The sequence below is a fragment of the Photobacterium swingsii genome (assembly GCF_024346715.1).
Lineage (GTDB): Bacteria > Pseudomonadota > Gammaproteobacteria > Enterobacterales > Vibrionaceae > Photobacterium > Photobacterium swingsii.
The window spans coordinates 1,881,689-1,905,917 of sequence record NZ_AP024852.1 but is presented as its reverse complement, the minus strand read 5'-3'; the positions used below and the strand labels follow the sequence as shown (position 1 = coordinate 1,905,917).

21 protein-coding genes and 1 pseudogene are annotated in these 24,229 nt (G+C 40.8%); 8 read left to right on the top strand and 14 right to left on the bottom strand.

What is annotated here, in order from left to right:
• Positions 1–17: 17 nt before the first annotated feature.
• Positions 18–746 (bottom strand): SDR family oxidoreductase, encoded by a 729-nt coding sequence (locus OCU77_RS09015; RefSeq protein ID WP_193391649.1) that lies wholly within the window; start codon positions 744–746, stop codon positions 18–20.
• Between the two features lie 161 nt (positions 747–907).
• Here OCU77_RS09015 and OCU77_RS09010 point away from each other — a divergent pair, with 161 nt between their 5' ends.
• The 3 genes and pseudogenes from OCU77_RS09010 (at position 908) to OCU77_RS09000 (ending at position 5,168) form a co-directional block, all read left to right on the top strand.
• Positions 908–2,080 carry an FIST signal transduction protein gene (locus OCU77_RS09010; RefSeq protein ID WP_048898370.1) on the top strand — a complete coding sequence of 391 codons (1,173 nt, stop codon included), beginning with the start codon at positions 908–910 and terminating at the stop codon, positions 2,078–2,080.
• Between the two features lie 3 nt (positions 2,081–2,083).
• Complete coding sequence (locus OCU77_RS09005; RefSeq protein ID WP_107302866.1) at positions 2,084–4,171, top strand: ATP-binding protein; 2,088 nt, start codon at positions 2,084–2,086, stop codon at positions 4,169–4,171.
• A 511-nt stretch (positions 4,172–4,682) separates the two neighbouring features.
• Positions 4,683–5,168 (top strand): annotated as a pseudogene (locus OCU77_RS09000) (phage protein).
• Positions 5,169–5,228: 60 nt separating this feature from the next.
• On the opposite strand, the gene OCU77_RS08995 reads toward OCU77_RS09000, so the two are convergent.
• The 3 genes from OCU77_RS08995 to OCU77_RS08985 form a co-directional block, all read right to left on the bottom strand.
• Positions 5,229–5,567, bottom strand: a complete 339-nt coding sequence (locus OCU77_RS08995) for a hypothetical protein (RefSeq protein WP_048898369.1) — start codon at positions 5,565–5,567, stop codon at positions 5,229–5,231.
• Positions 5,568–5,608: 41 nt separating this feature from the next.
• The gene (locus tag OCU77_RS08990; protein WP_048898368.1) at positions 5,609–6,133 is read right to left on the bottom strand and encodes a hypothetical protein; all 525 of its coding nucleotides are present in this window, start codon (positions 6,131–6,133) and stop codon (positions 5,609–5,611) included.
• Between the two features lie 944 nt (positions 6,134–7,077).
• Positions 7,078–7,764: a pseudouridine synthase gene (locus tag OCU77_RS08985; RefSeq protein WP_048898366.1), complete on the bottom strand. Its 687-nt coding sequence runs from the start codon at positions 7,762–7,764 to the stop codon at positions 7,078–7,080.
• A 342-nt stretch (positions 7,765–8,106) separates the two neighbouring features.
• On the opposite strand from OCU77_RS08985, the gene OCU77_RS08980 reads away from it, so the two are divergent.
• Both OCU77_RS08980 and OCU77_RS08975 read left to right on the top strand, forming a co-directional pair.
• Complete coding sequence (locus tag OCU77_RS08980) at positions 8,107–8,259, top strand: hypothetical protein (RefSeq protein ID WP_162845625.1); 153 nt, start codon at positions 8,107–8,109, stop codon at positions 8,257–8,259.
• Positions 8,260–9,019: 760 nt separating this feature from the next.
• A complete protein-coding gene (locus OCU77_RS08975) occupies positions 9,020–9,400 on the top strand; it encodes a response regulator (RefSeq protein WP_048898364.1) in 381 nt (126 codons plus the stop codon).
• Between the two features lies 1 nt (position 9,401).
• On the opposite strand, the gene OCU77_RS08970 is transcribed toward OCU77_RS08975, so the two are convergent.
• Positions 9,402–10,112, bottom strand: a complete 711-nt coding sequence (locus OCU77_RS08970) for a PilZ domain-containing protein (protein ID WP_048898363.1) — start codon at positions 10,110–10,112, stop codon at positions 9,402–9,404.
• A 214-nt stretch (positions 10,113–10,326) separates the two neighbouring features.
• Here OCU77_RS08970 and OCU77_RS08965 point away from each other — a divergent pair, with 214 nt between their 5' ends.
• A complete protein-coding gene (locus tag OCU77_RS08965; RefSeq protein ID WP_048898362.1) occupies positions 10,327–10,572 on the top strand; it encodes a hypothetical protein in 246 nt (81 codons plus the stop codon).
• Between the two features lie 49 nt (positions 10,573–10,621).
• Here OCU77_RS08965 and OCU77_RS08960 read toward each other — a convergent pair whose 3' ends face one another.
• Positions 10,622–10,927, bottom strand: coding sequence for a DUF3634 family protein (locus OCU77_RS08960; RefSeq protein ID WP_048898361.1), 306 nt, complete (start codon positions 10,925–10,927; stop codon positions 10,622–10,624).
• 101 nt (positions 10,928–11,028) lie between these two features.
• Positions 11,029–11,493 (bottom strand): macrodomain Ter protein MatP, encoded by a 465-nt coding sequence (matP, locus tag OCU77_RS08955; RefSeq protein ID WP_048898360.1) that lies wholly within the window; start codon positions 11,491–11,493, stop codon positions 11,029–11,031.
• 190 nt (positions 11,494–11,683) lie between these two features.
• Between matP and OCU77_RS08950 the strand changes: the two genes are divergently transcribed.
• Together OCU77_RS08950 and fabA are read left to right on the top strand one after the other, a co-directional pair.
• The gene (locus OCU77_RS08950; RefSeq protein WP_048898359.1) at positions 11,684–13,378 is read left to right on the top strand and encodes an AAA family ATPase; all 1,695 of its coding nucleotides are present in this window, start codon (positions 11,684–11,686) and stop codon (positions 13,376–13,378) included.
• 69 nt (positions 13,379–13,447) lie between these two features.
• Positions 13,448–13,963, top strand: coding sequence for a bifunctional 3-hydroxydecanoyl-ACP dehydratase/trans-2-decenoyl-ACP isomerase (fabA, locus tag OCU77_RS08945; protein ID WP_084711759.1), 516 nt, complete (start codon positions 13,448–13,450; stop codon positions 13,961–13,963).
• A gap of 161 nt (positions 13,964–14,124) precedes the next feature.
• On the opposite strand, the gene rmf is transcribed toward fabA, so the two are convergent.
• From rmf to pyrD, 7 genes are all read right to left on the bottom strand, one after another.
• The gene (rmf, locus tag OCU77_RS08940; protein ID WP_048898357.1) at positions 14,125–14,298 is read right to left on the bottom strand and encodes a ribosome modulation factor; all 174 of its coding nucleotides are present in this window, start codon (positions 14,296–14,298) and stop codon (positions 14,125–14,127) included.
• Positions 14,299–14,471: 173 nt separating this feature from the next.
• Positions 14,472–16,526 (bottom strand): DUF3466 family protein, encoded by a 2,055-nt coding sequence (locus OCU77_RS08935; RefSeq protein ID WP_048898356.1) that lies wholly within the window; start codon positions 16,524–16,526, stop codon positions 14,472–14,474.
• Positions 16,526–18,454: an ABC transporter ATP-binding protein gene (locus tag OCU77_RS08930; protein WP_048898355.1), complete on the bottom strand. Its 1,929-nt coding sequence runs from the start codon at positions 18,452–18,454 to the stop codon at positions 16,526–16,528. The genes OCU77_RS08935 and OCU77_RS08930 overlap by 1 nt, the downstream gene beginning before the upstream one ends.
• Entirely contained in the window at positions 18,441–18,731 is a 291-nt protein-coding gene (locus OCU77_RS08925) for a glutaredoxin family protein (protein WP_048898354.1), read from the bottom strand. Before OCU77_RS08925 ends, OCU77_RS08930 begins: the two co-directional genes overlap by 14 nt.
• Positions 18,732–20,870 carry a bifunctional 23S rRNA (guanine(2069)-N(7))-methyltransferase RlmK/23S rRNA (guanine(2445)-N(2))-methyltransferase RlmL gene (rlmKL, locus tag OCU77_RS08920; protein WP_048898353.1) on the bottom strand — a complete coding sequence of 713 codons (2,139 nt, stop codon included), beginning with the start codon at positions 20,868–20,870 and terminating at the stop codon, positions 18,732–18,734.
• Between the two features lie 1,501 nt (positions 20,871–22,371).
• Positions 22,372–22,911, bottom strand: coding sequence for a cell division protein ZapC (locus OCU77_RS08915; protein ID WP_107302865.1), 540 nt, complete (start codon positions 22,909–22,911; stop codon positions 22,372–22,374).
• Between the two features lie 188 nt (positions 22,912–23,099).
• The gene (gene pyrD, locus OCU77_RS08910; RefSeq protein WP_048898351.1) at positions 23,100–24,110 is read right to left on the bottom strand and encodes a quinone-dependent dihydroorotate dehydrogenase; all 1,011 of its coding nucleotides are present in this window, start codon (positions 24,108–24,110) and stop codon (positions 23,100–23,102) included.
• Between the last annotated feature and the right edge of the window lie 119 nt (positions 24,111–24,229).

The window sequence follows — 24,229 nt, the reverse complement described above, 5'->3', positions numbered from 1 at the left end:
ATTACGTAAAATTAGCCCTAATCAGCATAGATCATCTTTTTAGTCATACCGCCATCTATTGTAAAATTCTCTCCAGTAATAAAATTGGCTTTATTACTCAATAAAAATTCCACCATATTTGCAATATCTGCGACGTTACCTACTTGCCCAGTCAAATGTTGACTGTGATCGAGAGGGCGCAAAGTTTCATTTTCATTAGTATGAATCCAACCCGGCGAGATACAGTTAACACGCACACTAGGACCAAGGCTCACCGCTAATGCTTTGGTTAATGCAACTAAGCCACCTTTAGAGGCGCAATAGGCTTCGGTATTTGGTTCGGCTTGAGCTGCTCGTGTAGAAGCAATATTAACAACAGCCCCTTGTGTTTGATTAAGTAGATTTAACGCAGACTGGGTGAGCATCAAAGGGGCTGTAAGGTTAATTTCGATCGTACGTTGCCAATCTTGCAAATTAAGATCAGCTAATGGTGCATTATAGGGATCCGATATAGCCGCGTTATTTACCAGGCCATCAAGTCGACCATACTGGCTTTGAATTTCATCAATCACACACTGAATCTGAGTTTGACTCGTGACATCGGCCTGACGAAAACGTATCAGTGGATTATTGGCAACCAATTCAAATCCGGCTTGTTCATTTATATCAACGGCGAAAACAACCGCATCACCTTGACTTAATAAATCGCATATACCTTTTCCGATACCTTGGGCACCACCGGTTATTAAAAACACCTTGTTTGCCATTTCTATTCCTTTATTTCGCTGATTAAGCAATCGTTTTCATCCATAACGGCACGATAAATAAATTCTTAACATTTATTTAAGCAAAACACCGATAGAGTGCTGATTGTTAGATGAAAAATGACTATTATTAATGAAAATTCATCCTAAGAATAATGAAAACTATGGATATTGCCACTAGCTTCTCAGCCTTTCATTCATCCGATCAAGCGATTTCAGACGCTATTCGCAAACTGAATATTAAAATTGCAAATCCTAAGTTGGTTTTAGCGTATTTTTCGGAACATTACGACGAATTAGCCATTCAATCTCGACTAAAAGAAGCCTATCCAGACAGCCAAATATTAGCCTGTACTTCCTGCCAAGGTGTGATGACCGATGACGGGTATAAGCAAGGTGAGGGCATTGCACTATGGGCGCTTTGTGATTATAGCGGTGCATACGGTACTGCAATTGTTTCTTCAAATCAGTCGCCATATGACATGGCAAGGCAAGCTGTATTGCAGGCCATCGAAAATAGCAATCGGCCTGGTGAATTACCGGCACTAATCTTGCTTCATGCTACTCCAGGTGCAGAAGAAGATGTGTTAAAAGGCATTGAGGACGAGCTCACCGTCCCTGTTCCTATCATAGGTGGCAGTGCTGCAGATGATTATGTGAAAGGAAACTGGAAGCTTTTCAATCAGCTGCAAAGTACACAAGAAGGTGTCGGTATTTGCGTATTTTATCCTTCGTGTGAAATTAGTTTTTCGTTTCACTCCGGTTATGCAAGCACTGGAAAGAATGCATACGCGACCAAAGTTGAAGGGCGTGAAATTATAGAACTAAACGGTCGCCCAGCCAGTGAAGTATATTCGGGCTGGCTGGGAAAAGAGCTAACTGTGTCTGGAATCATGCGTGAAAGCAGCTTGAACCCATTAGGGCGTATCGCTGGCAAAGTACATGATCTACCGTACTTTAAGTTATCACACCCATGTAGACTGACAGATCGTGGTGGTATTGAATTTTTCGCCACGGTGAAGGAAGGTGAAAAGCTATTCTTCATGGAAGGGACAGAAGAAAGGCTAGTTAGTCGAGCAGGGCGTGTTATTGAATCTGCTAACGAAATAGGCAGCAGTCAGGCACTTGACCCTATTGGTGGCATCGCGATTTATTGCGCCGGTTGTATGCTACGAGTGCAAGATAAAATGAATAATGTTGCCACTTATATTAATAAAGCAATGCATGCCGCTCCGTTTATTTGCGCATTTACATTTGGTGAACAAGGCCAGTTTACAGGTGGTGAAAATGCTCATGGAAACCTTATGATTTCAGCCGTATTATTTCACAGGGACTAGCCAATGCCACGTTTTGAGTCTGAGAAGTTACAAGAAACATTACTCGATTTATTACGTAGTAATGAAAGAGAAAGACAGCTACGAGATGAAAATGCTGCAATTTTAGCTGGTATTTCGGCCATGGCTGGCGCTAACAATAAACGTCAAGTATTCAATAGCTTACTATCAGTTCTTCGTAAATATATCGGTTTTGAAAATGCCATTGTATTAACTCGAGAAGATGAATCGTCACCATTACTTGAACTGGTATCGACGTGCCCAGTTTTCCAATCCAGCGTTTGGGATGTTTCCAGCACCTTTATTCGGTGTATGAACGGAGAAAGTATAGTCCTGTTCTCACCATCTCGTGTTGAAGAGTTTTCAATGCGCTCAACTGAACAAATGATGTACTGCCAATCAGCATTATTAACAGGCGTTAAAGTCAGTACCGGTGACGCATTACTTATCTTTATTCATTCAGATAAAGGGCAATTCACACCACATTGCCGACGTGTTCTTGATCGTTTTCGACCGTTATTAGAGCGCGCTATCATTGATATCGATTACAGAGAACGGCTACAGTCGCTTGTTGCTGCAAGAACACAAGAACTAACATATAGCCAGCAACGATTTAAAGATTTCGCGAATACTGTAGGTGACTGGTTCTGGGAAATAGATACAGATTATATCTTTACCTACATTTCAGCACCTGAACTCGCTGGGCACATTGTCGATAATGAAAATATACTCGATATTTTTGGTGACCAAGAGGAAGTACGTCAACTCTTACTTACAAAGTTGTGTAGTCAAGAACCCTTTGAAGATGTCGAGTGGCAGCTACCAGAGAGTGAAGGGGGCTTATGGATAAGCATCAGTGGTACGGCGTACTTCAATAAAAAAGGCAAGTTGCTCGGTTATCGAGGCACAGCTAAAAATATTACCAGTCGTAAGCAGCGCTTATTTGATCTCCTTGAAGCGCGCAAACAGGCGGAATCAGCCAATAAAGCCAAATCACAATTCTTAGCCATGATGAGCCATGAAATTCGCACGCCATTAAATGGCGTACTTGGCCTAATGGACACCTTGGCAGATTCAGGCCTCGATAATGAACAAAAGACCTGGCTCAATCAGATGGATCAGTCAGCACAATTATTGCTGACAATCATCAACGATATTTTAGACTTATCACGTATAGAGTCAGGAAACTTTGAACTTTATCATTCAAAAATGCGTATCCAAGACAGTATCGATCTGGTGGTTAGTCAATTAAAAGAACAAGCTATTATCAAGAATATCGACTTGACTGCCAACATTGATGATTCTGTTCCTGAATTTATCCATGGCGATAAAAATAGAATTGCTCAAATCATGTTTAACTTAGTCGGCAACGCCATTAAGTTTACTAACGATGGCGCAGTCCACATTCTAGCCAAAGCAACTGATGGACAGATCCAAGTATCAGTAACAGATACAGGGATTGGTATTGCAAAAGAAGCTCAGAAAAATTTGTTTAATCCATTCATTCAAGCAGACTGCAGTATAACGCGACGATATGGTGGTACGGGATTAGGTTTAGCCATAAGCCAACACCTAATCACAAAAATGCGCGGTGAGATAACGCTTGAAAGTGAATTAGGTGTGGGAAGCTGCTTTACGATGATATTGCCATGCTTGAACTGTAATACTGAGTTTTCAAAGCAGCAGGAAGAAATATATCCAGCCAGTGATCATGAGCTAAATATCTTACTGGCGGAAGACAGCCAGACAAATCAGTTGGTTGCCAAACTGATGTTAGAGAAACGAGGTCATAAGGTTCAGATTGCCAATAATGGTGATGAAGCCATAGCGATGTACGAAAAGAAACCTGAGAGTTACGACATTGTCTTAATGGATATTTCGATGCCGGTACTTGATGGATTGCAGGCTACACAAATTCTTCGAGAGCGCGGCTACGACATTCCAATTATTGCGTTAACCGCCAATGCGATGGATTCAGATAAGGTTTTGTGTGAAGACGCAGGCATGAATGATTTCCTTGCTAAGCCGATACAAGTCTCTGAGCTTGAGATGATTCTGCGTAAATATCAATTCATCACGCAAGTCGTGAGCTAACATCAAGAACATAAAAGATCTCTAGAGTCAGCATAACGCTGACTCTGTAATAAACACGTAAGTTGAAGCACCATGCAAACTGAACATTTGCAGCAGTACTTAAACATAGGTGTTTATTACCTATTTTATGGTAAATACGCAATACTGTTAAATATCACTTAGTAATGAGCCAAATACAGAGAAGAGGAGAAGAACGGGGATGAAGCAGCATTGATATTACCACCTGCTGACACCTTATTTAACATAATATATATAATGCGCACTGAGAGAGTGGTGCTTTTTTAACATAGTTCAAGCCCAATCTGAGTTAATGCCGAAACCTATGATTTCTCTATCAAAAAATCCTTGTGGTTTTATCACTTTGTTGCTTTGGTTATCTTGCCTGTGCTTGATAAGTTTGTGCTTTGGTTCGATATCTAGTTTTGTTAACGGTAATCGGTTTTCGCTATCACCACATGCTTTATCAATCGAAAAATAAAATCAAACTTAGATATTTTTTGCGAGGTACATCATGCTCCACGAATCGTTTGTTAAGCTGTTTTGGCGTTGTTTCGATGATATTGACCAAGGCGCGTCATGGTTTCATGTTCAGCCCATCACGGTAAAACGTTGGTTATCTGGCTGGATGGATGTGAATCCCATGGCTGAAAAACTGCTGTTGATTCGGGTTCGTGGCTATTTGCCCGTCTAGTATTAAGAGATTTGACCCGCTGGACGGGATTTCGTGTTGATGAGGAACGCTGTGTGATTATCACGCCTGAAGGACGAATGTTCAGCCCCAAAGAGCTGGATTCGATGGCGTTGCGGTTTGATGAGTATCATCAGTTAAAACGTATGTATGAAACTGGACTATATACCCGTGCGTTCCAATGTGGTGACGCCGTTACCGTTTCGTGGTGGTCGCCGCATCAAACAGCCACAAAGTGACACGGTAACCAAAGAGAAAAAGAAGATGTATCGCGAGAAAGCCAAGAAGTGTTTGCGCCAACTTCCCTAGCCTTTAGATGTGTCAAAGCCCGCTATGGCGGGCTTGTATCAACTTGATGTTTTTTTAAATTCAGGATTTAAGCTTGCATGGTAAAGCTAGGGGAACTTCAAATCTAACGCGATGGACAGCCTGAGTTTCATCGGTATTTTTAATACCACCTCCAATAGATAACACTGAAATTTTAGCTTTACCTGATGCTTCAGTAGAACTTACATCTTTAACTTGAATAGCGACATCAAATTTAACCACTTGATGGTCTGCTGCTTTATAAATAGGAGTTGCCCCGACAATTCTAATTTCCTCAGGGGGATTAACATTTCCACCTAACACCTCAATTTCTTCAGAAGCTGATTTCACTCCCCTAGTTATCTGTACCAATGTTTCTTTTATATAATCATCTAACTGCATTTTTTCCAACTATTTATTAAGTTTAAACATTGACGCATTTGTTATGTCTGATATTCCGACAACGTCTTGATCCCAACTTTTGAACCTTTTACAAAGTATTTTTTACCTAGCACATCTGTTAAATAGTATTTTCTAAACAAACTATCACTTTCTGTAGAGTACCATTTTGTATAATCATCATGTTTAATACGATATTCATAGATTTCACCATCATTTAATCGGACTCCTACATTATGAACAAAACCACTTGAAACAACCGATGGAATACCATTTTCATCATAAGCTATCGGCTCATCTTTCAGCGCCCATGAATGAGCAGATTTTCTTGAAATATAACCACAAAGATTCGAAAGAAAAATAGGTCTCTTCCCTGTGTTTACTACATATATTCTCAAAAATGGCGGAGGATTATCTAGATTTTCAGATTGGTCTCTAGAGCAATCATAAACAACTTTACAGAAAACTTTAACTCGGCTTCTGTCCCTATAAATTGAATACCCACTAACCAGTAAACTAATACCTGAAATCAGCAAAGCTAACCAAGGTAAAGCATTTTCAAAACCCATTAATTTCCTCATAGTATGCTTTGCGTGAAACCAACTCAATACGTAACAAGTAGCTTATCATTAAAAAGAAACAATCATACAAAGATAAATACTATTCAAGCCGTGAAATTCTCTTATCATGACTCTCTAACATCTTCTTTATCCAAGCAATATCCGTCTTCATGGCAATGCCAATGCCAAACGCTGAACAGAACCCCGTGGCCGCACCACGAGTATGGTTTGATATAACTCCATACTCGTCACTCTCCTACTTTTTCTCGTTGCGAGACATAGATCACGCGCCAACTAGTAGCAATGCAATTAAAGCTCTGACGTTTTTTGCAGGATATAAACAACTAAATATTATAGCTATGGTGAATAACGTAGAGATACAGACACAAGGCTATCGAATACACCAAAACCAAAATACTTTTTTCTATTTTGCTTTTTAAGCCATTAAAAAAGTTGCAGAACAGCATGTAAAGACAAATGAAAGGTAGTATTAAAATAGTAGTCAAAAAAAGCTTTACTAGAGGAAATAACGTGAATGCATGGAAAGAATAAATACTGAATCCGCTATAAACAAAGATAAATAATAAGTATAAAAGCGAAGTAAAGGCAAAGACAGCAAGCGTAAATAGCAAGCCAGAAAGCAAAGCCCAACCAATTCCCCTGTATATAAATTTATCTATTAGGCTAGTTAATAATAGTCCAATGCAAAATTGTATAACATAAAGAATACAGAGTTCGAGGAAAAATGGTTCAGCTTGCGTGAAAGAAAATGAGAAGGACAATGCTAAATAGATCGAACAAGCCCCCAAATAAACTAGATTAAGCCTCTGCAATAACGGCATAATAAGCAAAACTCTAAATACAAAACAGCAAAGGTACAGCATCAAACATGCTATATCAAGGTTGCTGTTCTTTTCCTTTTAGATAAGTGATGTTACGTGGTAACAGATGGCTTAAATAAAAGACTGCACTTCGTCACGGGTTAAATGCCGCCACTCTCCTATTCCAACATCCAGTGTAACCTTTCCTATGCTCTCTCGATGCAGTGATACAACACGGTTACCTACTGCTGAGAACATACGTTTCACTTGGTGGAATTTACCTTCGGTTATCGTTAAATAGACCTCAGTAGGATTAATAACTTCAAGCTTTGCTGGCCGAGTAAGTTGAGTCTCGCCTTGTAAGGCTATGCCTTGCTTAAATTTTTTACCAACATCATCAGCAATTGGACGAGATAAACCAACCCGATAACACTTTTCACACTGCTTATTGGGTGTAGTGATATTAAAAGACCAATGGCCATCATCAGTAATTAAGACTAGTCCCGTTGTGTCCGCATCTAACCGCCCGGCAATATGGAGTTCCTCAATATTGTCGATATCAATACAATTGAACAACGATGGGTAAACTTCATTTTTGTTTGAACAAATAGTTCCTGCTGGTTTGTGCAAGAGAAGGTAACGAAATGCACGGGGTTTTAGTATTGCACCATTCAAAGTAACAGTATTGTTCTTATGAACTTGTGACCTTTCATCTGTAATGATCTGGTCGTTAACTCTAACGGTTTGATTGGCTATTAATTGAATCGCTTCAGTGTTTGTGAATTCAGTACTTTTACAAATAAACTTATCAAGGCGCATAACAACAACTATTTTCTGATGAACTAGCCATTATCCCTATCTGTTTGTTGTTAGCAACAGTGCATGACAATGATTTAATTACTCCACCCAGGCTTATCAAGACAAGCAAAGAACAAAAGTGACGTGGTAACAATCGAGATTTTAAATCTTATGGCACATAACTATCGTGAATATTCAGATTAATACTGATTTTCCGCTACTACATTCCCAGATTTTATGTACCGCTTGGTGAAAAAATCTCATCGATATAACAAGTAAATGGATTAGTTCATCAGCCTTGCATCTGGTTAAATACGCCCATAGATAGCTGTCATGATCTTTTTATAATCAAGGTGTTAGATAATGTTTGAACTCGATGATCAAGTAGTAGCAACTAAAGGTGTTGATCTAGGTGTTATGGTTATTACTGGTTTTAGTGGTGGCGGTGCTTACATCCACGTTAAAGCTGGCGATATGACCCTAACTTACCCAGTTAAAGACATTAAAAAAGCATAATTATAATTTATGCCTTCGTTCTGATAGTAAAAGGTAGCCAATAGCTACCTTTTTCTTTTTAAACCCCTGCCTCTCATTCTAGTCCTTGCAACATAAGTGACATTGTCACACCATTAGCACTAAATACTTCGGCTTAATACTGCGCAGATACCTAGCATTAAAGGTATGATTTGTGACGCCGTAACAAGCTTGTTTTGTGATATCTCCTCCACTTATCTCTATGTATAGTCTTAACTTTTACCAGTCTTAGAAGTTGTGGCTTCAGAGTTCAAGACGCTTTTATCAACAGAACTAAAATGCACGTTACTATTTATACCAACCTATTAACTATTCAATAGCTGTTTAGATGAACAAAGGTACTGGTATTACTTTTTAAAGAGGAAAATGAAATGCGTTTTTTGTTGATGATAGCTTTACTTATACCCTTTGAAAGCTTCGCAAAAAAGAAATCGGTCGATGATTACGTAGAACAATATAAATACTTATCATGCAGTGGCATAGAGTCAAGGCGTGCAGATATAGAGCGTAAGTACATCATGGCCAGTAAGCCGAAAAAGAAGCAAATGAAGAGGCAAATAACCGCGCTAAACAGGTTGAAAAAAGCAAGTAACTGTAAAAAATGAAATAGCGAACAAGTGTAACAAGATCTCATATAAATGTTTGTTTTATGAGAACTATCGTATTTACTGCTACACTCTTTAATCAAGAGAAGTTAAGCTTATTAATAAGGAAATCACGACGTTGATACAAAGGAAGTAGTATGAAACGATTTATGATAATTGAAGATAATAAGATGATGGCACAAATTCTAACGCAACTTCTCCGAAAATGTGCAAAGCCTCAATCAATTATTCATGCAGTCTCACCACAAGCTGCAGTTAATGGCTTGATCAATAACACTGTAGATTGTGTTTTCTTGGATCTGAATTTAGAAAAGCCACTCGATGGCATTCCTGTTTTGCAATTCATTAAAAAACAGCATCCTCATCTACCCGTTGTGATTGTGAGTGGCGATAGTGAAATGGATACGGTTAAGCAAGTTATCTCATTAAAACCTGCGGATTATATTGTTAAGCCGCTATCAATACAAAAACTGGAACGCTGTTTGAGTAAAGTACTACCTGTACCCAACCCATCATAACCTATGACTTTTTAAATGAAAGCCCAGTGCCGTCGAAAACAAGCTGCTTGAGAAGTAGCTTAGTGTTACTACGGCCTTGTTGATCAAACATAACACCATACTGACAAAACACACCAATACGATTGATGCTCTTCACTGAACCCGATAATTGAAAATATGTTTTTAATGTTGGGTTCATGATAAAAAGGTCGATTTTCTGATTTAGGCTAATTTCGGGCCCATGAATGCTGTGTTGGAAACAGCAGCCTTTATGGGACAAGTCTTGCAGTTCAACTTGTAATTGACGCTCTGGTAACACAGCCTTACCTTGAAGATTAACTTCAAAGCGAGGTTCACTGCGTAAAGGTGTTAGCACCATGGAATGCGGCATATTGATGACCAGCAAACCAATCGGTTTAAGAATGAGGTGTTCAATTTTACTCGTAAATCGAACAACGGCCCCTTCACCTCGATCTGAAATTGCTTTGATTGAAATATTGAAACCTTCTAGCAGATACATCTCAATTTCTTTTTTTGAAATAGCGGGCATTTCAAAAAGTAAGTAATCGTGGCTGTTTGTACCAATAAATGCGGTCTCACACCGAAAAATACGACCAAGTGGTGTTTTGATACTGATGGTTACAACACTACTACTTTTAATGAGCAACGCACCTTGAGCACCTGGTATTTGCTTCTCTTTTTCCTTGCTAGAAATATATTTTTTCAGTTCCATTTGATGAGCGAGTAAAAGTTAAATTTTGCTTAGTGTATTAATTTAAAGTCAAAGTTACAATAATATTAATAAAACGCACCAGCAATAGTTATAGTGCATTAGGGTTTTGATAGCAAAACAACATAGCCTCCATTAGGGAAGTATACGAGATTTGCTATCATTTCATAGAATTCGTTAATGTTGTTAGGTAAAATGCTTCTTTTGGGAGTTTTATATGGCTATAACAATAAGAAATGTAGATAAACACTACTACATGATTGAAGACCTAAAGCAACTGACTAATAACAAGGTCACCACCAAAGCATTAATTAAAGGTGGCTATATGGCTGTCGAACTTGGAAATCAACTAAAAGAAGAACAAGCAGCGCACCAACAAACAAAAGATGAGCTACTAAAACTCAAAGAAGTGGTTTCTAATTACTTACACCACCACAATGCGTTAGCAAATAGTATCAAATGAAAAAGGCTTCCGAATTGGAAGCCTTTCTACATTTTAATTTCTATTTTACTTATGCACGGCGACCGTGCTTTTTACTGCCGCCGGTATGTGGAAAAACGTTGTGAATACGTTGCTTTACCTTCGATGGGATGGTTTTAGAAAACACCAATTTAGTCGTAAAACGGGTTTTATAGACTTTAACTTTTCCAGAAAACGGCTGTTTGTGCGCAATGTCTTTGCAGCCCATTAAAAAGCCATTAGGGATGTTACCCTTAGATTTAGTTAACTCACCATCTTCAAACTGGAGCACCATAACAGGACGATCCCAGAAAACAAAAACAGCCACAACAATGGCTAGAACAACAACATACTCCATATGCTCTCCCCGTAAAAATATGCTCAAGATTCAGTATAACCACTCAAAGCGCCCTATTACTTGATCTTGATATAAAAGCGCTTAACGAGTAAAAATGCGAATTAGCTTTCGTTGAGGTCAAAATCTAATAGCTCTGATAATTCATTTTTTATATCAGACACTTTACGCGTTGCCGTTTCAGATCGATTACTTTCACTGATAAGGTATTCAATAGCGTCAGACAAGGTACAATCAAGCTCTTGTGATTTCTCTGCAAGCTTTTCCCACACACGGTAGTCAAGATCAATCGACTTTTTACGTGTGTGCACTTGTTCAGCATTAAAATGGCGTTTGCGTTTAGCTCGGATCGCTTGCTTTAGCTTCTTATCAAGCTCAGCCGACATATGCTTAGATATCCAAGCGATAACTTTGGTCGGTTCGTGTTCTAGCGCTAGGAGTTGTTGAACCGCTTCTTCATCTTCACTGGTATCAACATACGAAGTGATTGTCTCACCTTCTTTCCATTTTTTAACTAGGTACGTCCATTTCCAACCAGCTTCAAGATTTTCAAGTTGTTGATATTTCATAATGTAAAGAGATTCTCAGAAGTCTACACTTAACCTGTGACAGTGTAACTGTAAGCAAGTTAAAGCTCAATCGCAAGATGATGTTTAACTATTTGTTTTCGCGAATATCATCGCCGTTATAGCTATTATGAAGCCACTGATTCCTTTATACTGCTGTCCTTTTCACAGTAACGAAAGAAAGCACAAGCTTATGCATCAAGAAACTTGGCGTACCATGATCCCTGATTACACACAATACGCTGAAATTATGGATCAGTTCAATACGATTCCATCTGCTACTACGGGTCTCCTTCAAGACCGACTTGTGGATGCCGTACGCCGGTTTACCGCAATACCTTACCAACCTAGAGTATTGCGTGTTATTGCGCCTGATAACAAAATTTATCGCGATTATGTTATTGAATTATTAGCTCAATCTGACGCTGAACTCAATAAAACTGATACAAGTATTATCATTGCAGGCGAAAACGTTACTGAAATGACGCTCTTTGGCGCGGTTTATCCCCCCGTTGAAGACAGCGCGATAACTAAACAGCAAATCAAACACGGTCTACTCCATCAAGCAAATGGTGGTTACCTAGTCCTATCAGTAACAAGCATTTTAGCAAACCCTTCACTGTGGCCACGCTTAAAAAGCGTACTAATGAATGGTGAGTTAGACTGGCAACCCGCATCAAATAAGACACTATACAGTGTGCCACCTGCCGAAAAGCTAAATGTGAAGCTTGTAATAATGGGCGATCGTTACTTAATGGCTGAGTTAGACGGGGCTGAGCCTGATTTAAGTAGCGGCTTCTCTATGTATAGTGAATTTGAACAAGATCTCGTGCTATCTAAAGAGACGATGCCGGATTACTTAAGCTACGTGAAATCAGTTTGTGATCATGCTGGCTTACCGCACCTCGCCGACTCCAAAGCGATAGAGTTGCTGCTACGTACAGGCGCTCGTTATGCTGAAGATAAGAATCGTGTTCCTCTTTGTCCTATTTGGCACCAAGGTATTTTATCTGAGGCTGCGTTAGAGTCTAAAGGCCTAGCGATTACAGCAGAGCATCTTGCAGCATCATTAAAAGCCAAAGAATTTCGTGAATCTTACTTACCTGAGCGTGCCATTGAAGACATACACCATGGCATGGTGGTGATTATCTCTCAAGGTGAGGAAGTTGGTCAGGTTAATGGCTTAACGGTTGTCGATGTACCAGGCCACCCACAGTCTTACGGTGAACCCGCGCGTATCTCCTGTGTTGTTCACTTTGGTGACGGTGATATTTCCGATGTAGAGCGTAAAGTTGACCTAGCAGGTAACATTCATGCTAAAGGTATGATGATCATGCAAGCCTTTGTAAGCGCAGCATTAGACCTCGATCAACCTTTACCCTACTCAGCTTCTATTGTATTTGAGCAATCATACTGTGAAGTTGATGGTGACAGTGCATCACTTGCCGAGCTTTGTGCGCTAGTTTCAGCACTGTCTAACCAACCAATCAATCAGCAAGTAGCTGTCACTGGCGCAGTTGACCAATTTGGCCGCGTACAGGCTGTTGGCGGCATTAACGAAAAGATTGAAGGCTTCTATAAGGTTTGTGTTCACCGTGGCCTAACGGGTAACCAGGGTGTGATCTTACCTAAAACAAACTTGGTTAATCTATGCTTGAATGACGAAGTTGTCGAAGCTATTAAAGCGGGACGCTTCCATATTTGGCCAGTTGAAAATGTCGATGAAACCTTACCTTTACTGACAGGTGTAACATTTAGAAGCGATGATGATGAAGTTGAGACCTTACTGACGCGTATTGCTGAGCGTATCGATCATTTCCATCACGGCGATCTTTCTAATGAAGTCAATTGGTTAACTCGAATTAAGAACTGGTTTGTCCAGCACTGATCCGAGTTGTTTAGCTTACACGTGTACGCTAAATTGCTCCCATACTTTTCAAGGAGCTAACGAATAGTGATGAATCGCCCTCAATCTTACGAATATGAAGAACTAGTTGCATGTGGTAAAGGTGAGCTACACGGGCCTGAGTTCCCGCGTCTACCCTCTGATAACATGCTAATGATTGATCGAATTGTTAAAATCACTGGCGAAGGTGGCGAGCACGGTAAAGGTTTTATCCATGCTGAGCTAGATATTGACCCAAGTCTATGGTTCTTTGATTGTCACTTTAAAGGTGACCCTGTAATGCCGGGTTGTCTTGGCCTTGATGCTATGTGGCAACTTGTTGGTTTCTTCTTAGGCTGGTCAGGTGGTGAAGGTAAAGGTCGTGCACTAGGTGTAGGTGAAGTGAAGTTCACTGGTCAAATCCTGCCAACAGCGAAGAAAGTGACTTACGATATTCAGTTCAAGCGTGTTATCAACCGTAAACTGATTATGGGTGTAGCCGATGGCCGAGTGCTTGTTGATGGTAAAGAAATCTACGTTGCTAAAGATCTGAAAGTGGGTCTATTTAAAGATACTAACGCTTTCTAATTTGACTCAACTCATTTCAAAAGGTCGCTTATGCGGCCTTTTTTATTGCTTGGACAAAATGGCCACCAGCCGTAACAAGACTATAGCGTCTTTAAGTAGCGTATGACAGGCATTAAAAAGCCCCTCTCCTAAGGGGCTAAATAAGGTATTTTGAGGGGGATTTATTTATAGAGACCTTGCTGTATTTCGCCTCTTGCTTCTCGCCAACCGCCTAACCAATTTGTACGGGCATCCGTTGCCTGATATGGACACGCTTCACTAGAACGCCCATTCAAAGCTGCCTGATAACCGCGAGCTTGTGCGCGTTCTAAACGATCCCGCTTTTGTCTCTTCATACTTCGGTCCTCATTCCTTACTTATTATTTCTTTCATTACAGTTTCATAATGATGGAGCTTTTGTGACTCCAGATATAAAGATGAGTGATTTATGAATAATGATCAACCCCAAAAACAAAACAGGCTCACAATTTGTGAGCCTGTATGAGTTTTAACCAAACTTGACGAAAATTTATTTACGTCTTCTGAAACCAATGAAGCCTAACAGTGTCAAAGCGAACATACCCAGTGAGGCACCGTTACGTTTGATCTCTGTTTCTTCAGCTGGACGGGTTTGGATATCACCGTTTTGAATAGGTACTAACTTAACCGCAACAACACGCTCAGAGTTCTTCTCACCCCCCTTACATGTCGATTCCTGCGTTAATTTATCGTAACCACCCTCACAATACAGCGCTGTTGCAGACATCACACCGGCATCATTAATGTCAGAGATTTCAGCAATACGGTAACTGTTCGCGACCTTATTACCTGATGTCACACCGTCATTAGTTAGATCATCAAGGAACCAAGCGCCACCAGCTTTTAATGGTGATCCGGCAATATCAGTACCCGCATTATACAGGAAGCCACGTTGGCGACGTTGACGGCCATCTACCTGATTCGCATTCTCTGAATCGAGCTTACCAACAACCACATTATTGTTATTAATTGCCGCTGCATAACCATTAGACCCATCAAAGAAGATTGGGTTAACCCCAGCATCTAAGAATTTGTATGACCCTTTCGTGTTATCGTAAATAAACATACGTTCAGTGTAAGTACGAGACTCAGAACGATACAGTTTGGCAACACCCGTCACTTGATCTTTGGTATTAATATCAGTTGCGACACTGTAAGCGTATTGACGCTTATCACCATCTTTAAACTCAGGACCAATCAGTTTTTTATCCCATTGATCCGCTTTAATATCGTTAAGATCTAACGTTGTTTTAGGCGTATACACAGCGGCACGCTGAACGTAGTAATCGTTAGAAACGCGCTCAGTGCTTGTACCAACAATCATTAGCTTGTCATTAACGTTTTCAATCGCACGAGCAGATGCTTGGTAAGAGCGGCGTTTTTCATCCGGATCACGTGCATCTAAAGTACGAGCCGTTATGCGAATAGGTGTCGCACTGCCATCTGCAGGGTTTACATTCCACAGATAAGCATCATTAGCAAAAACAGTAAATTGACACTCCCACGTGCCAAACAAACCATTTAGGTCACCATCGTTAGCTTGTTTTGAACAATTATTCAGGTTGCTTGTGCTTAGGCTTTGTTTGACATCATTAATCCGCAAATCACTTGATGATGGCAATCTATTACTGTCATCAAGGTAACTTTCAGTGAATGATGCACTACCAACAACTAACAAGTTGGTATTATTAGGGTTCTTAATGGCGCCCCACGCGGTTGTCGTACCCATAGCTTTAGCCAGCTTTGTTGCATCTGTTGCAGGGTTTAGAGCAACTTTCAAGCTAGCTTCGTCTTGAATAAAACCTCGCTTAGTAAACGGTCGAGGGTAACCTGAACCATTTTTAAAATACGCGCCGCTAGTGACACCGTATACATAATCAGTTCCAGTACCACCATCAGCATCATTCACAATACCATTAGGTACTGAGTTCATTGAATTAGATTGAATAGAACCCAGTGCGCCAGTTATAGATTGATCATATTTAGCGCTGTCTTCAGCAAATGTTGGTGTAGGCTGACCTTCCACGAGTAAAAATGAATTACGGGTATAACCGAGTCTAAAGGCTTGCTGCTCACGAAGTAATCCTGCATAGCCACTGCCATCGTGGTTATCTTCTGTATTGAAGCCCGTACCAAAGTAACGGCTCTCAGCCCATGTATCACAGGTATTAAAGCCAAGGTTATTTTTACAGTAAGACTCTAACGTACTTACATCATTTATTTCCTGCAGGTTATCGTAGATAAAAGCCACTTCATCTCGATATTCTAAGCCAGCGTTACCAAAGCGGCTTTCACCTACTGTCTTGTAATCTGCTGCACAAGTGCCGGCAAAACAATCTTCGCCATCTTTAGATTGCTGAATAGCTTGCGCATATGTTTCTGTGCGACCTGATGTGTTTTTTCCGTAATAGTTAATTGAGTCAATGGCACTCAGTCCTGAGCCAGTTTCATCAACTTCAACTATCTTATAAACAGCGGCATTAGCGTTAGTAACACCAGCGATAAGGATCGCCAGTGTAGACAGCTTTAACATATTTTGTCGCATTAGGATTCCTTCTGCATTGCTTCTAATTCTTCCCAACGTTCAAATGCACTTTCAAGCTCTTCTTCCGCTTTTGCTAAACGCGCTAACGTGGCTTCCGTGTCATTTTTTACGTCTTGGAAGAATGCAGGATCATTAACTTGTTCCTGAATAGCAGCAATTTCATTTTCCAAGTCTTCTAGTTTCTGCGGCAGGTTGTTCAATTCATGTTGAAGCTTATACGACAACTTTTTCGCTGTACGTTTAGGCTCTTCCTGACGCGGCTTATTATTTTCTTGTTTCTTCTTCGCCTGCTCGTATTCAGCAGCCTGCTTTTTTGCAATATTTGTTAGTGAGTTAGCACGTTGCTCTTGCGCATCATGATAACCACCTACGTACTCATCGATAACCCCATTACCTTCAAAAATCCAGCTCGTGGTCACAGTATTATCAACAAACTGACGATCGTGGCTCACCAATAATAAAGTACCCTGATAATTGGCAAGTATTTCTTCTAAAAGTTCCAATGTTTCGATATCTAGATCGTTCGTTGGTTCATCGAGAATTAATAAATTATTAGGTTTAAGGAACAATTTCGCCAATAACAGGCGGTTTTTCTCACCACCAGATAGTGCTTTAACCGGTGTGCGCGCACGACGAGGATGGAAAAGGAAGTCTTGTAGGTAGCCTAATGCATGACGTGTTACGCCATTAACGGTAACTTCTTGCTTACCATCAGCCAGGTTGTCCATAACCGTCTTTTCTGGGTCTAGCACTTCGCGGTATTGGTCAAAGTATGCCGCATCAATCTTGGTACCACAGTGGAACTTACCTGATGTTGGCTTAAGCTGCTCCAACATCACTTTCAGCAAGGTACTTTTACCACAGCCGTTTGGACCGATCAGTGCGATACGGTCACCACGCATAACGGTAAAACTGAAATCTTTGATGATCTGCGCGTCAGCATAGCTGTAACAGATATTCTCGGCTTCAAATACGATCTTACCAGAGCGTTTCGCCTCTTGAAGTTTCATGTCAGCTTTGCCAACGACTTCACGACGTTCGCTACGCTCTGCACGCAATGCTTTCAGTGCACGAACACGGCCTTCATTACGTGTACGTCGCGCTTTAACCCCCTGACGAATCCAAACCTCTTCTTGAGCTAACTTTTTATCGAATTCAGCGTTTTGTTCCGCTTCAACACGAAGCATTTCTTCTTTACTTTCAAGGTAAAGCTCATAGTCACCTGGGAAAGATGCAAGTTTACCGCGATCGAGATCTAGAATACGGGTAGCCATTGAACGGATAAATGCACGGTCATGCGAAATGAAGATGATAGAACCACGGAAGCTCTTCAAGAAACCTTCAAGCCACTCGATAGTCGCTACGTCTAGGTGGTTGGTTGGCTCATCAAGTAACAAGATATCTGGGTTACACACCAAAGCACGAGCAAGTGCCGCTTTACGCTGCCAACCACCAGAAAGGTCTGAAAGCATGGTATGTGGGTCTAGGTGAAGGCTTTCTAGTACCGCTGCAATTTGGGTATCAAACTGCCAAGCGTTAGCATGGTCAATCTTCTCTTGTGCGCGAGTCAGTTTATTTAAGTTTGACTCACTTGGATCCACCGAAATTAAATCCAACAAGCGGTGGTACTCTTTTAGTACGTTACCCACTTCAGCCAAGCCTTCAGCAACGTAATCAAAAACATTACCTTCAGCATTACGCGGTGGATCTTGCTCTAAGCGTGAGATTTTAAGTTCAGTCTGACGCTGGATGCTACCGTCATCAAGCAGTACATCGCCAGTTACTACTTTCATAAAGGTCGATTTACCAGCACCATTTCGGCCTACTAAACACACACGCTCATTAGGCTGAAGTACAAACTCCGCCTTATCCAATAAAGCGTGATCACCATACGCCAATTGCGCATTACTAATATTAATTAAAGCCATTATTTTTTAACCATACTGCAAGGTCGGCACGATCAAACGGCCAGCCAAGTTCAGAAATTGAAAGTGTCGAATCATCAGATGCCGTCTCTGCCACCGCAGTAGATACAGCTGAAGAGATTGATACGACAGGTATCGTGACGCCGTAACGCAAAAAGAGCACGTCATCAAAGGCAATATCAATTACCTTAACGTGCTCTTCTACCCCAGCCTCTACGAGCAAGCGATAAGCCTGCTCGCAAAGGTGGCATCCTTCCGTGCTATAAAGCGTGATTAGCACTTACGCTTCCTTGTGTTTAATAACCCAACAGTTGTGGATCTGTTTATTACGTGCGAAATCCATTGGCAACGTTTTATCCGAAATATTACGTGCTTCTAGACCTAGTTTCTCTAGGGCTTCGAAGTCCATCTTGAAGTGACGCTTGTTATTAGAGAAAACAATCTGACCTTCAGGACGTAGCATACGCTTCAAGTTCTCAAGCAACATCATATGGTCGCGCTGAACATCAAAACTTTGCTTCATACGCTTAGAGTTTGAGAACGTTGGCGGATCGATAAAGATCAGATCAAACGTTTCATCAACTTCTTGTAACCACTGCAAACAATCCGCTTGAATAAACTGATGTTGTTCACCAACTTGATTATTCAGCTCCATGTTCTCTTGTGCCCACGTGAGGTAGGTATTCGACATATCAACCGTTGTTGTTGATTTCGCGCCACCTACTGCTGCGTGCACACTAGCAGAACCGGTATAAGCAAATAAATTAAGGAAATCTTTACCTGCTGCCATTTCGCCTAACTTACGACGAGTAATACGGTGATCGAGGAACAAACCTGTATCAAGGTAATCGTAAAGGTTCACTTTAAGCTGAACACCATACTCAGACACGTTCATGTGACGCTCTGCACTTGATAGTTTCTGGTATTGGCTCTTACCTTTCTGGCGCTCACGCACTTTCAAGATAACTTTGCTGTTATCAACGCCTGTTACTTGAATCGTTGCACGCAATATATCCATGATACGACGACGGGCTGTCTCTTCGGGTACCGTTTTAGGCGCTGCGTATTCTTGAATAATCAAGTAATCTTGATAGCGGTCAATCGCTGCGTTGTAGTTAGGCAAGTCAGCATCATAAATGCGGTAGCACTCAATGCCTTCTTTTTTCGCCCATTTACCGAGTTTTGCAATGTTCTTTTTAAGACGGTTCGCAAAATCTGGTGCAACATCTTTTTGTTCGATGTGTCCTTCCGCTTCACCTTCTTCTTTTTTAACACCACCAGCTGTAATCAAATAAGTCTTAAGCACACAATCAAGTGCACCGTTCGCTAATTTGAATTGCTTGTCAGCACGCATGCGAATACAGCTTAGTAGTTCATTAGAACCCGAGTAAAGTGCCGCAGTTGAGCCAGCAAAAGCTAACTTAAGGCGATTACCTAACTCTGTGTATAGGCTGATTAGCTCTGGTGTTGTACCTAAGCGCTCACCGTATGGTGGGTTACAAATAACAGTACCCGCTTCAAAACCTTCAGGCGCTTTTAGCTCAGTCGCATCACCCTGCTGGAAATTGATTAAGTCTCTAACACCAGCGCGGCCAGCATTATCACGAGCAATGGCTAATACACGGTGCTCTAGTTCAAAACCAAAAAACTTAGTCTCTACTTTTGCAATACCACGACGTGCTTTCACAGACGCTTCAGCATGAATTTCAAGCCACGCGTCTTTGTCAAAGTCTTTAATAGACTCAAAGCCCCAGCGTTTACGTTTAAGACCCGGAGCAATATCAGCAGCCATCATTGCAGCTTCAATCAACAAGGTACCTGAACCACACATAGGATCGAGTAGTGGTTGTTCTGGCGTCCAGCCACTTTTAATAACAAGTGCTGCAGCGTGCGTTTCACGTAATGGTGCACGGCCCGCTTCAGTACGGTAACCACGTTGGTGAAGACCGCTTCCTGCCATATCAAGACCAAGAACACCTTTCTCACCAGATAGACGCATGTGAATGCGAAGATCAGGTCGATCACGGTCGATATTAGGACGACGCAGATCGGCTTTTGTAAAACTGTCGACGATAGCATCTTTCACTTTCATCGCACCGTATTGACTATTGCGGATTTCACGGTTCGTACCGTTAAAATCAACCACAATACGTGTTGCGTTACTGAAGTAATTTGTCCAGTTGATCGCCGCAGCGCCAAGGTACAGATCCATATCATCACGAACGTTAAATTCGCTTAATACTTGAATGATACGCGATGAAATACGCGTCCATAGACAACAACGGTAAGCTGTTTCTTGATTTGCTTTAAAGCGTACGCCCGCGTGGACGACTTGAACGCTTTGTGCGCCGAGTTCATTTAGTTCTTCGGCTAGGAGGTTCTCAAGACCTCGAGACGTGATTGCTAGATATTGATTCATGGAGTTCTTTTCGCACTTTAGTTGCTCGGAATTATAACCGAAAACCCCGAAAATACCTCGCGAATCAACGAATGCTTTTGATATTTACTTAAAAAATATCCAGTTAATGCCCAGTTAGAACAAAACAATCATCAAAAAACACGCTAGATCGTTTCCGAGTATATGAATATCGCACTTCCATCTTCAACATCGCGGCATCAACACACTAGATAGCAATAGCCATCGTTACTGTTTGTCTACATTCATCGTGCCAACTCTAGCCATCCGATTAACGCCAGTAAGTGACACTGTCACCCATATAGTTATGTGACAACAAAGCAAGAATAAGCCGAATGATAGAGCGGCTAGATAGATACTGATAAAGCGCAATTACAAGAAAGCTTACGGCATGCTTTATAAGTTAAAACTCAGCAGATACTAAAGGACACTTTTTGCTTTCTGGCACTGCTTTTCTCAGTTGTTGTAGCAAATGGTGAAGTAGATAAAGCTCTCCCATGTTTCCCGCCTGAAACATTGTCTACATATAAAAACAATCACCATAAAACCTAGGAATCATAGCTACAGTAAGTACTTACAAATCCACACATCACATTGTCTACCCACAAATACAATGCGTTTAAATAATTGATTTATATAAGCATTACCACAAGATAAAGATGTTTATAAATGATTAATGCTTGCATTTTGGTGCGAGCACTCACTTATTTCCAATCCCTTTCCTACTGGGAAATAACCTATAGTTTCCTATTGGGAATTTATAGGTTTAATGGATGTAAGTCACTTTCACAAAGAAGGAAAACGGGGAAATTGCCCATTATATTTACTCTCATCACAGGATTATGAATGGTATTTTTTTGTGTTTTAATCGCAAAAAGAGGCACAAAAAAATTATTATTTATCGTCATTTTTCTGCGTTACATCACTCATATTGCGCATTTATTGCACAAACTACTGCTTATAAAACAACCTTTTCGGGCTAATCTTTTATGATTTAAGTTAGATGAATTGCCATTTTTCGATGCAAACCGATAGAAAGACAGTCAGTTCTGAAGTGGGTAACTAGGTAGATGTATGGGGTAAGCTAACATTGAGCAGGCCTAGCCTTTAGTAGCTAGTCTTTACCAAAAGTGAAGCCAAGCTCTTAAAGAACTTGAACATAGGTAGGTATCAGAGGAGGTATGAATAAAGAGAATAAAATACAGTGTTTATATGTGATGTAACAAAGAAGCAGCCCTATAGGCGCTAGTAAGCCGCTCGTTCAGAAGCAATTTACTTTTATACTTATAAGCTTGTGGTTGGTATGAGAAGGGATAGATTAAGGCTGCAACCCTATTCTATTTGGCACAAGAGTTCAAAAATACACAAGAGTCGACCAGCTTGCAGAAACACTTTGTTGAGTAACACTTTCCGCCGTATTGGTGCAAAGCACTAACTCTTTGTTATTCAATAAATTATTATTAGTGTAGTGTCCTGGTTTACGCGGCGTGGTTTGCGCTGAGTGTTACCCTACCAGCGCAAGGCCTTGATGCAGTTCTTCTACAAACGGAGGAATGCGATCGTTCATTACTTTGATGGTATCGCAGTAATTCATCTCTTTTGTGCTACTCAGTGACAATGGCTCTTGCTCTGCCATCATACACAGGCTGGCACTACCACTGTTTTCTATCACAATGAACCTACTCTGCCCTGTCTCTGTCGCTAAAGTAACAATTTCACCAAGCTCTGGTTCATAACCATGGGATTGGGTTTGAAAAAACCAGCTTTTAGGCATCATAGGTTTGTGGAAACGGCCAGCAGCCACGGCGTTAAGCGCTAATTCGGCTTTACGGGGTTTTGGAAGGTCTAGATGTTCGATACTACTTTTGAAAGTCTCAAAAGCGGTAGCATCCTCTACGGTGAAGGTGTTTTCTTGCATCGCGCAAGTGATCAAAAATTTTGCAGGGATCGCTGTACGAAAAACCATATCATTTCCCAAATGCAGCATTAGGGAATTATGTTGTTGGTCAAAATACCACTTCCATGAGTTATTTGGCTTTAGCACGCGAACGCTCCAGTTTTAGTTCTTTATACTGTTTATCCAACGACTTACAGAAAACTTTAGAACAATTTTACTTTTGCATAGACAAAAAAAAAGGGGAAATAAATCCCCTTTTCGTTGTTCATTACTATGTAATTTTGACAATCGCGTTGCTAAATTCACTTTTGTTAAGTGAGTTTGCTACCTGCAGACTAAATATTAGTCGCTATGTCTTTTACCAGTTTTGGACCGTGATAAATGAAACCAGAATAGATTTGAACAAGCTGAGCGCCTGCTTCCATCTTCTCGCGTGCTGAGATTGCTGAATCAATACCACCCACACCAATAATCGGTAATTTGCCATCGAGTTCTTCAGCTAAACGACGAATCACTTCAGTACTCTTGTTTTGTAATGGACGGCCACTTAAGCCCCCCATTTCATCGCAATGTGGTAAGTCTTTAACTAAAGTACGATCAAGTGTGGTGTTGGTACCGATAACACCATCGATTTCATTTTTGATCAACGATGCTGCAATTTGAACAATTTCGTGATCTTCAAGATCAGGTGCGATCTTTAACGCAAGCGGTACATACTTACCGTGTTTCTCTGCTAATTCTTTCTGCTTCTCTTTTAATTGAGAAAGTAGATCATCCAGCGCTTCACCGTACTGTAGGCTACGAAGTCCTGGTGTATTCGGTGAAGAAATATTAACAGCAATGTATCCCGCGTACTGGTATACCTTTTCCATACAGATAAGGTAATCTTCAGCGCCCTTTTCTACTGGCGTATCTTTATTTTTACCAATGTTGATACCAATAACGCCGTCGTAAGTTGATTTTTTTACATTCTCAACCAGGTTATCAACACCCAAGTTATTAAAACCAAAACGGTTAATAATACCTTCTGCAGGGATAACGCGGAACAAACGAGGCTTATCATTACCTGACTGTGGTCGTGGTGTCACAGTACCGACTTCAACAAAGCCAAAACCCATTGCGCCAAATGCATCAATACATTCGCCGTTTTTATCTAAGCCAGCTGCGAGGCCTACAGGGTTTTTAAAGGTAATTCCCATGACTTCCACAGGACGATCAGGAACATGTTGACGATAGAATAAATCTAGAGGAGTGCCGGTGAAGCGAGAGAAGTTCTGAATAGCAAGATCGTGTGCTTTCTCAGCGTCAAGCTTGAAAATAGCAGATCGTGCGAGGCGGTATAACATTGTACCTCCTAATAAAAGCCCCGTATAAACGGGATGACATTATTCACACATTCGTGGTTAACATCAATCAGAATTTTAAGAAAATCATACCTAAAACAGTTAGTTATAATTAATACCAT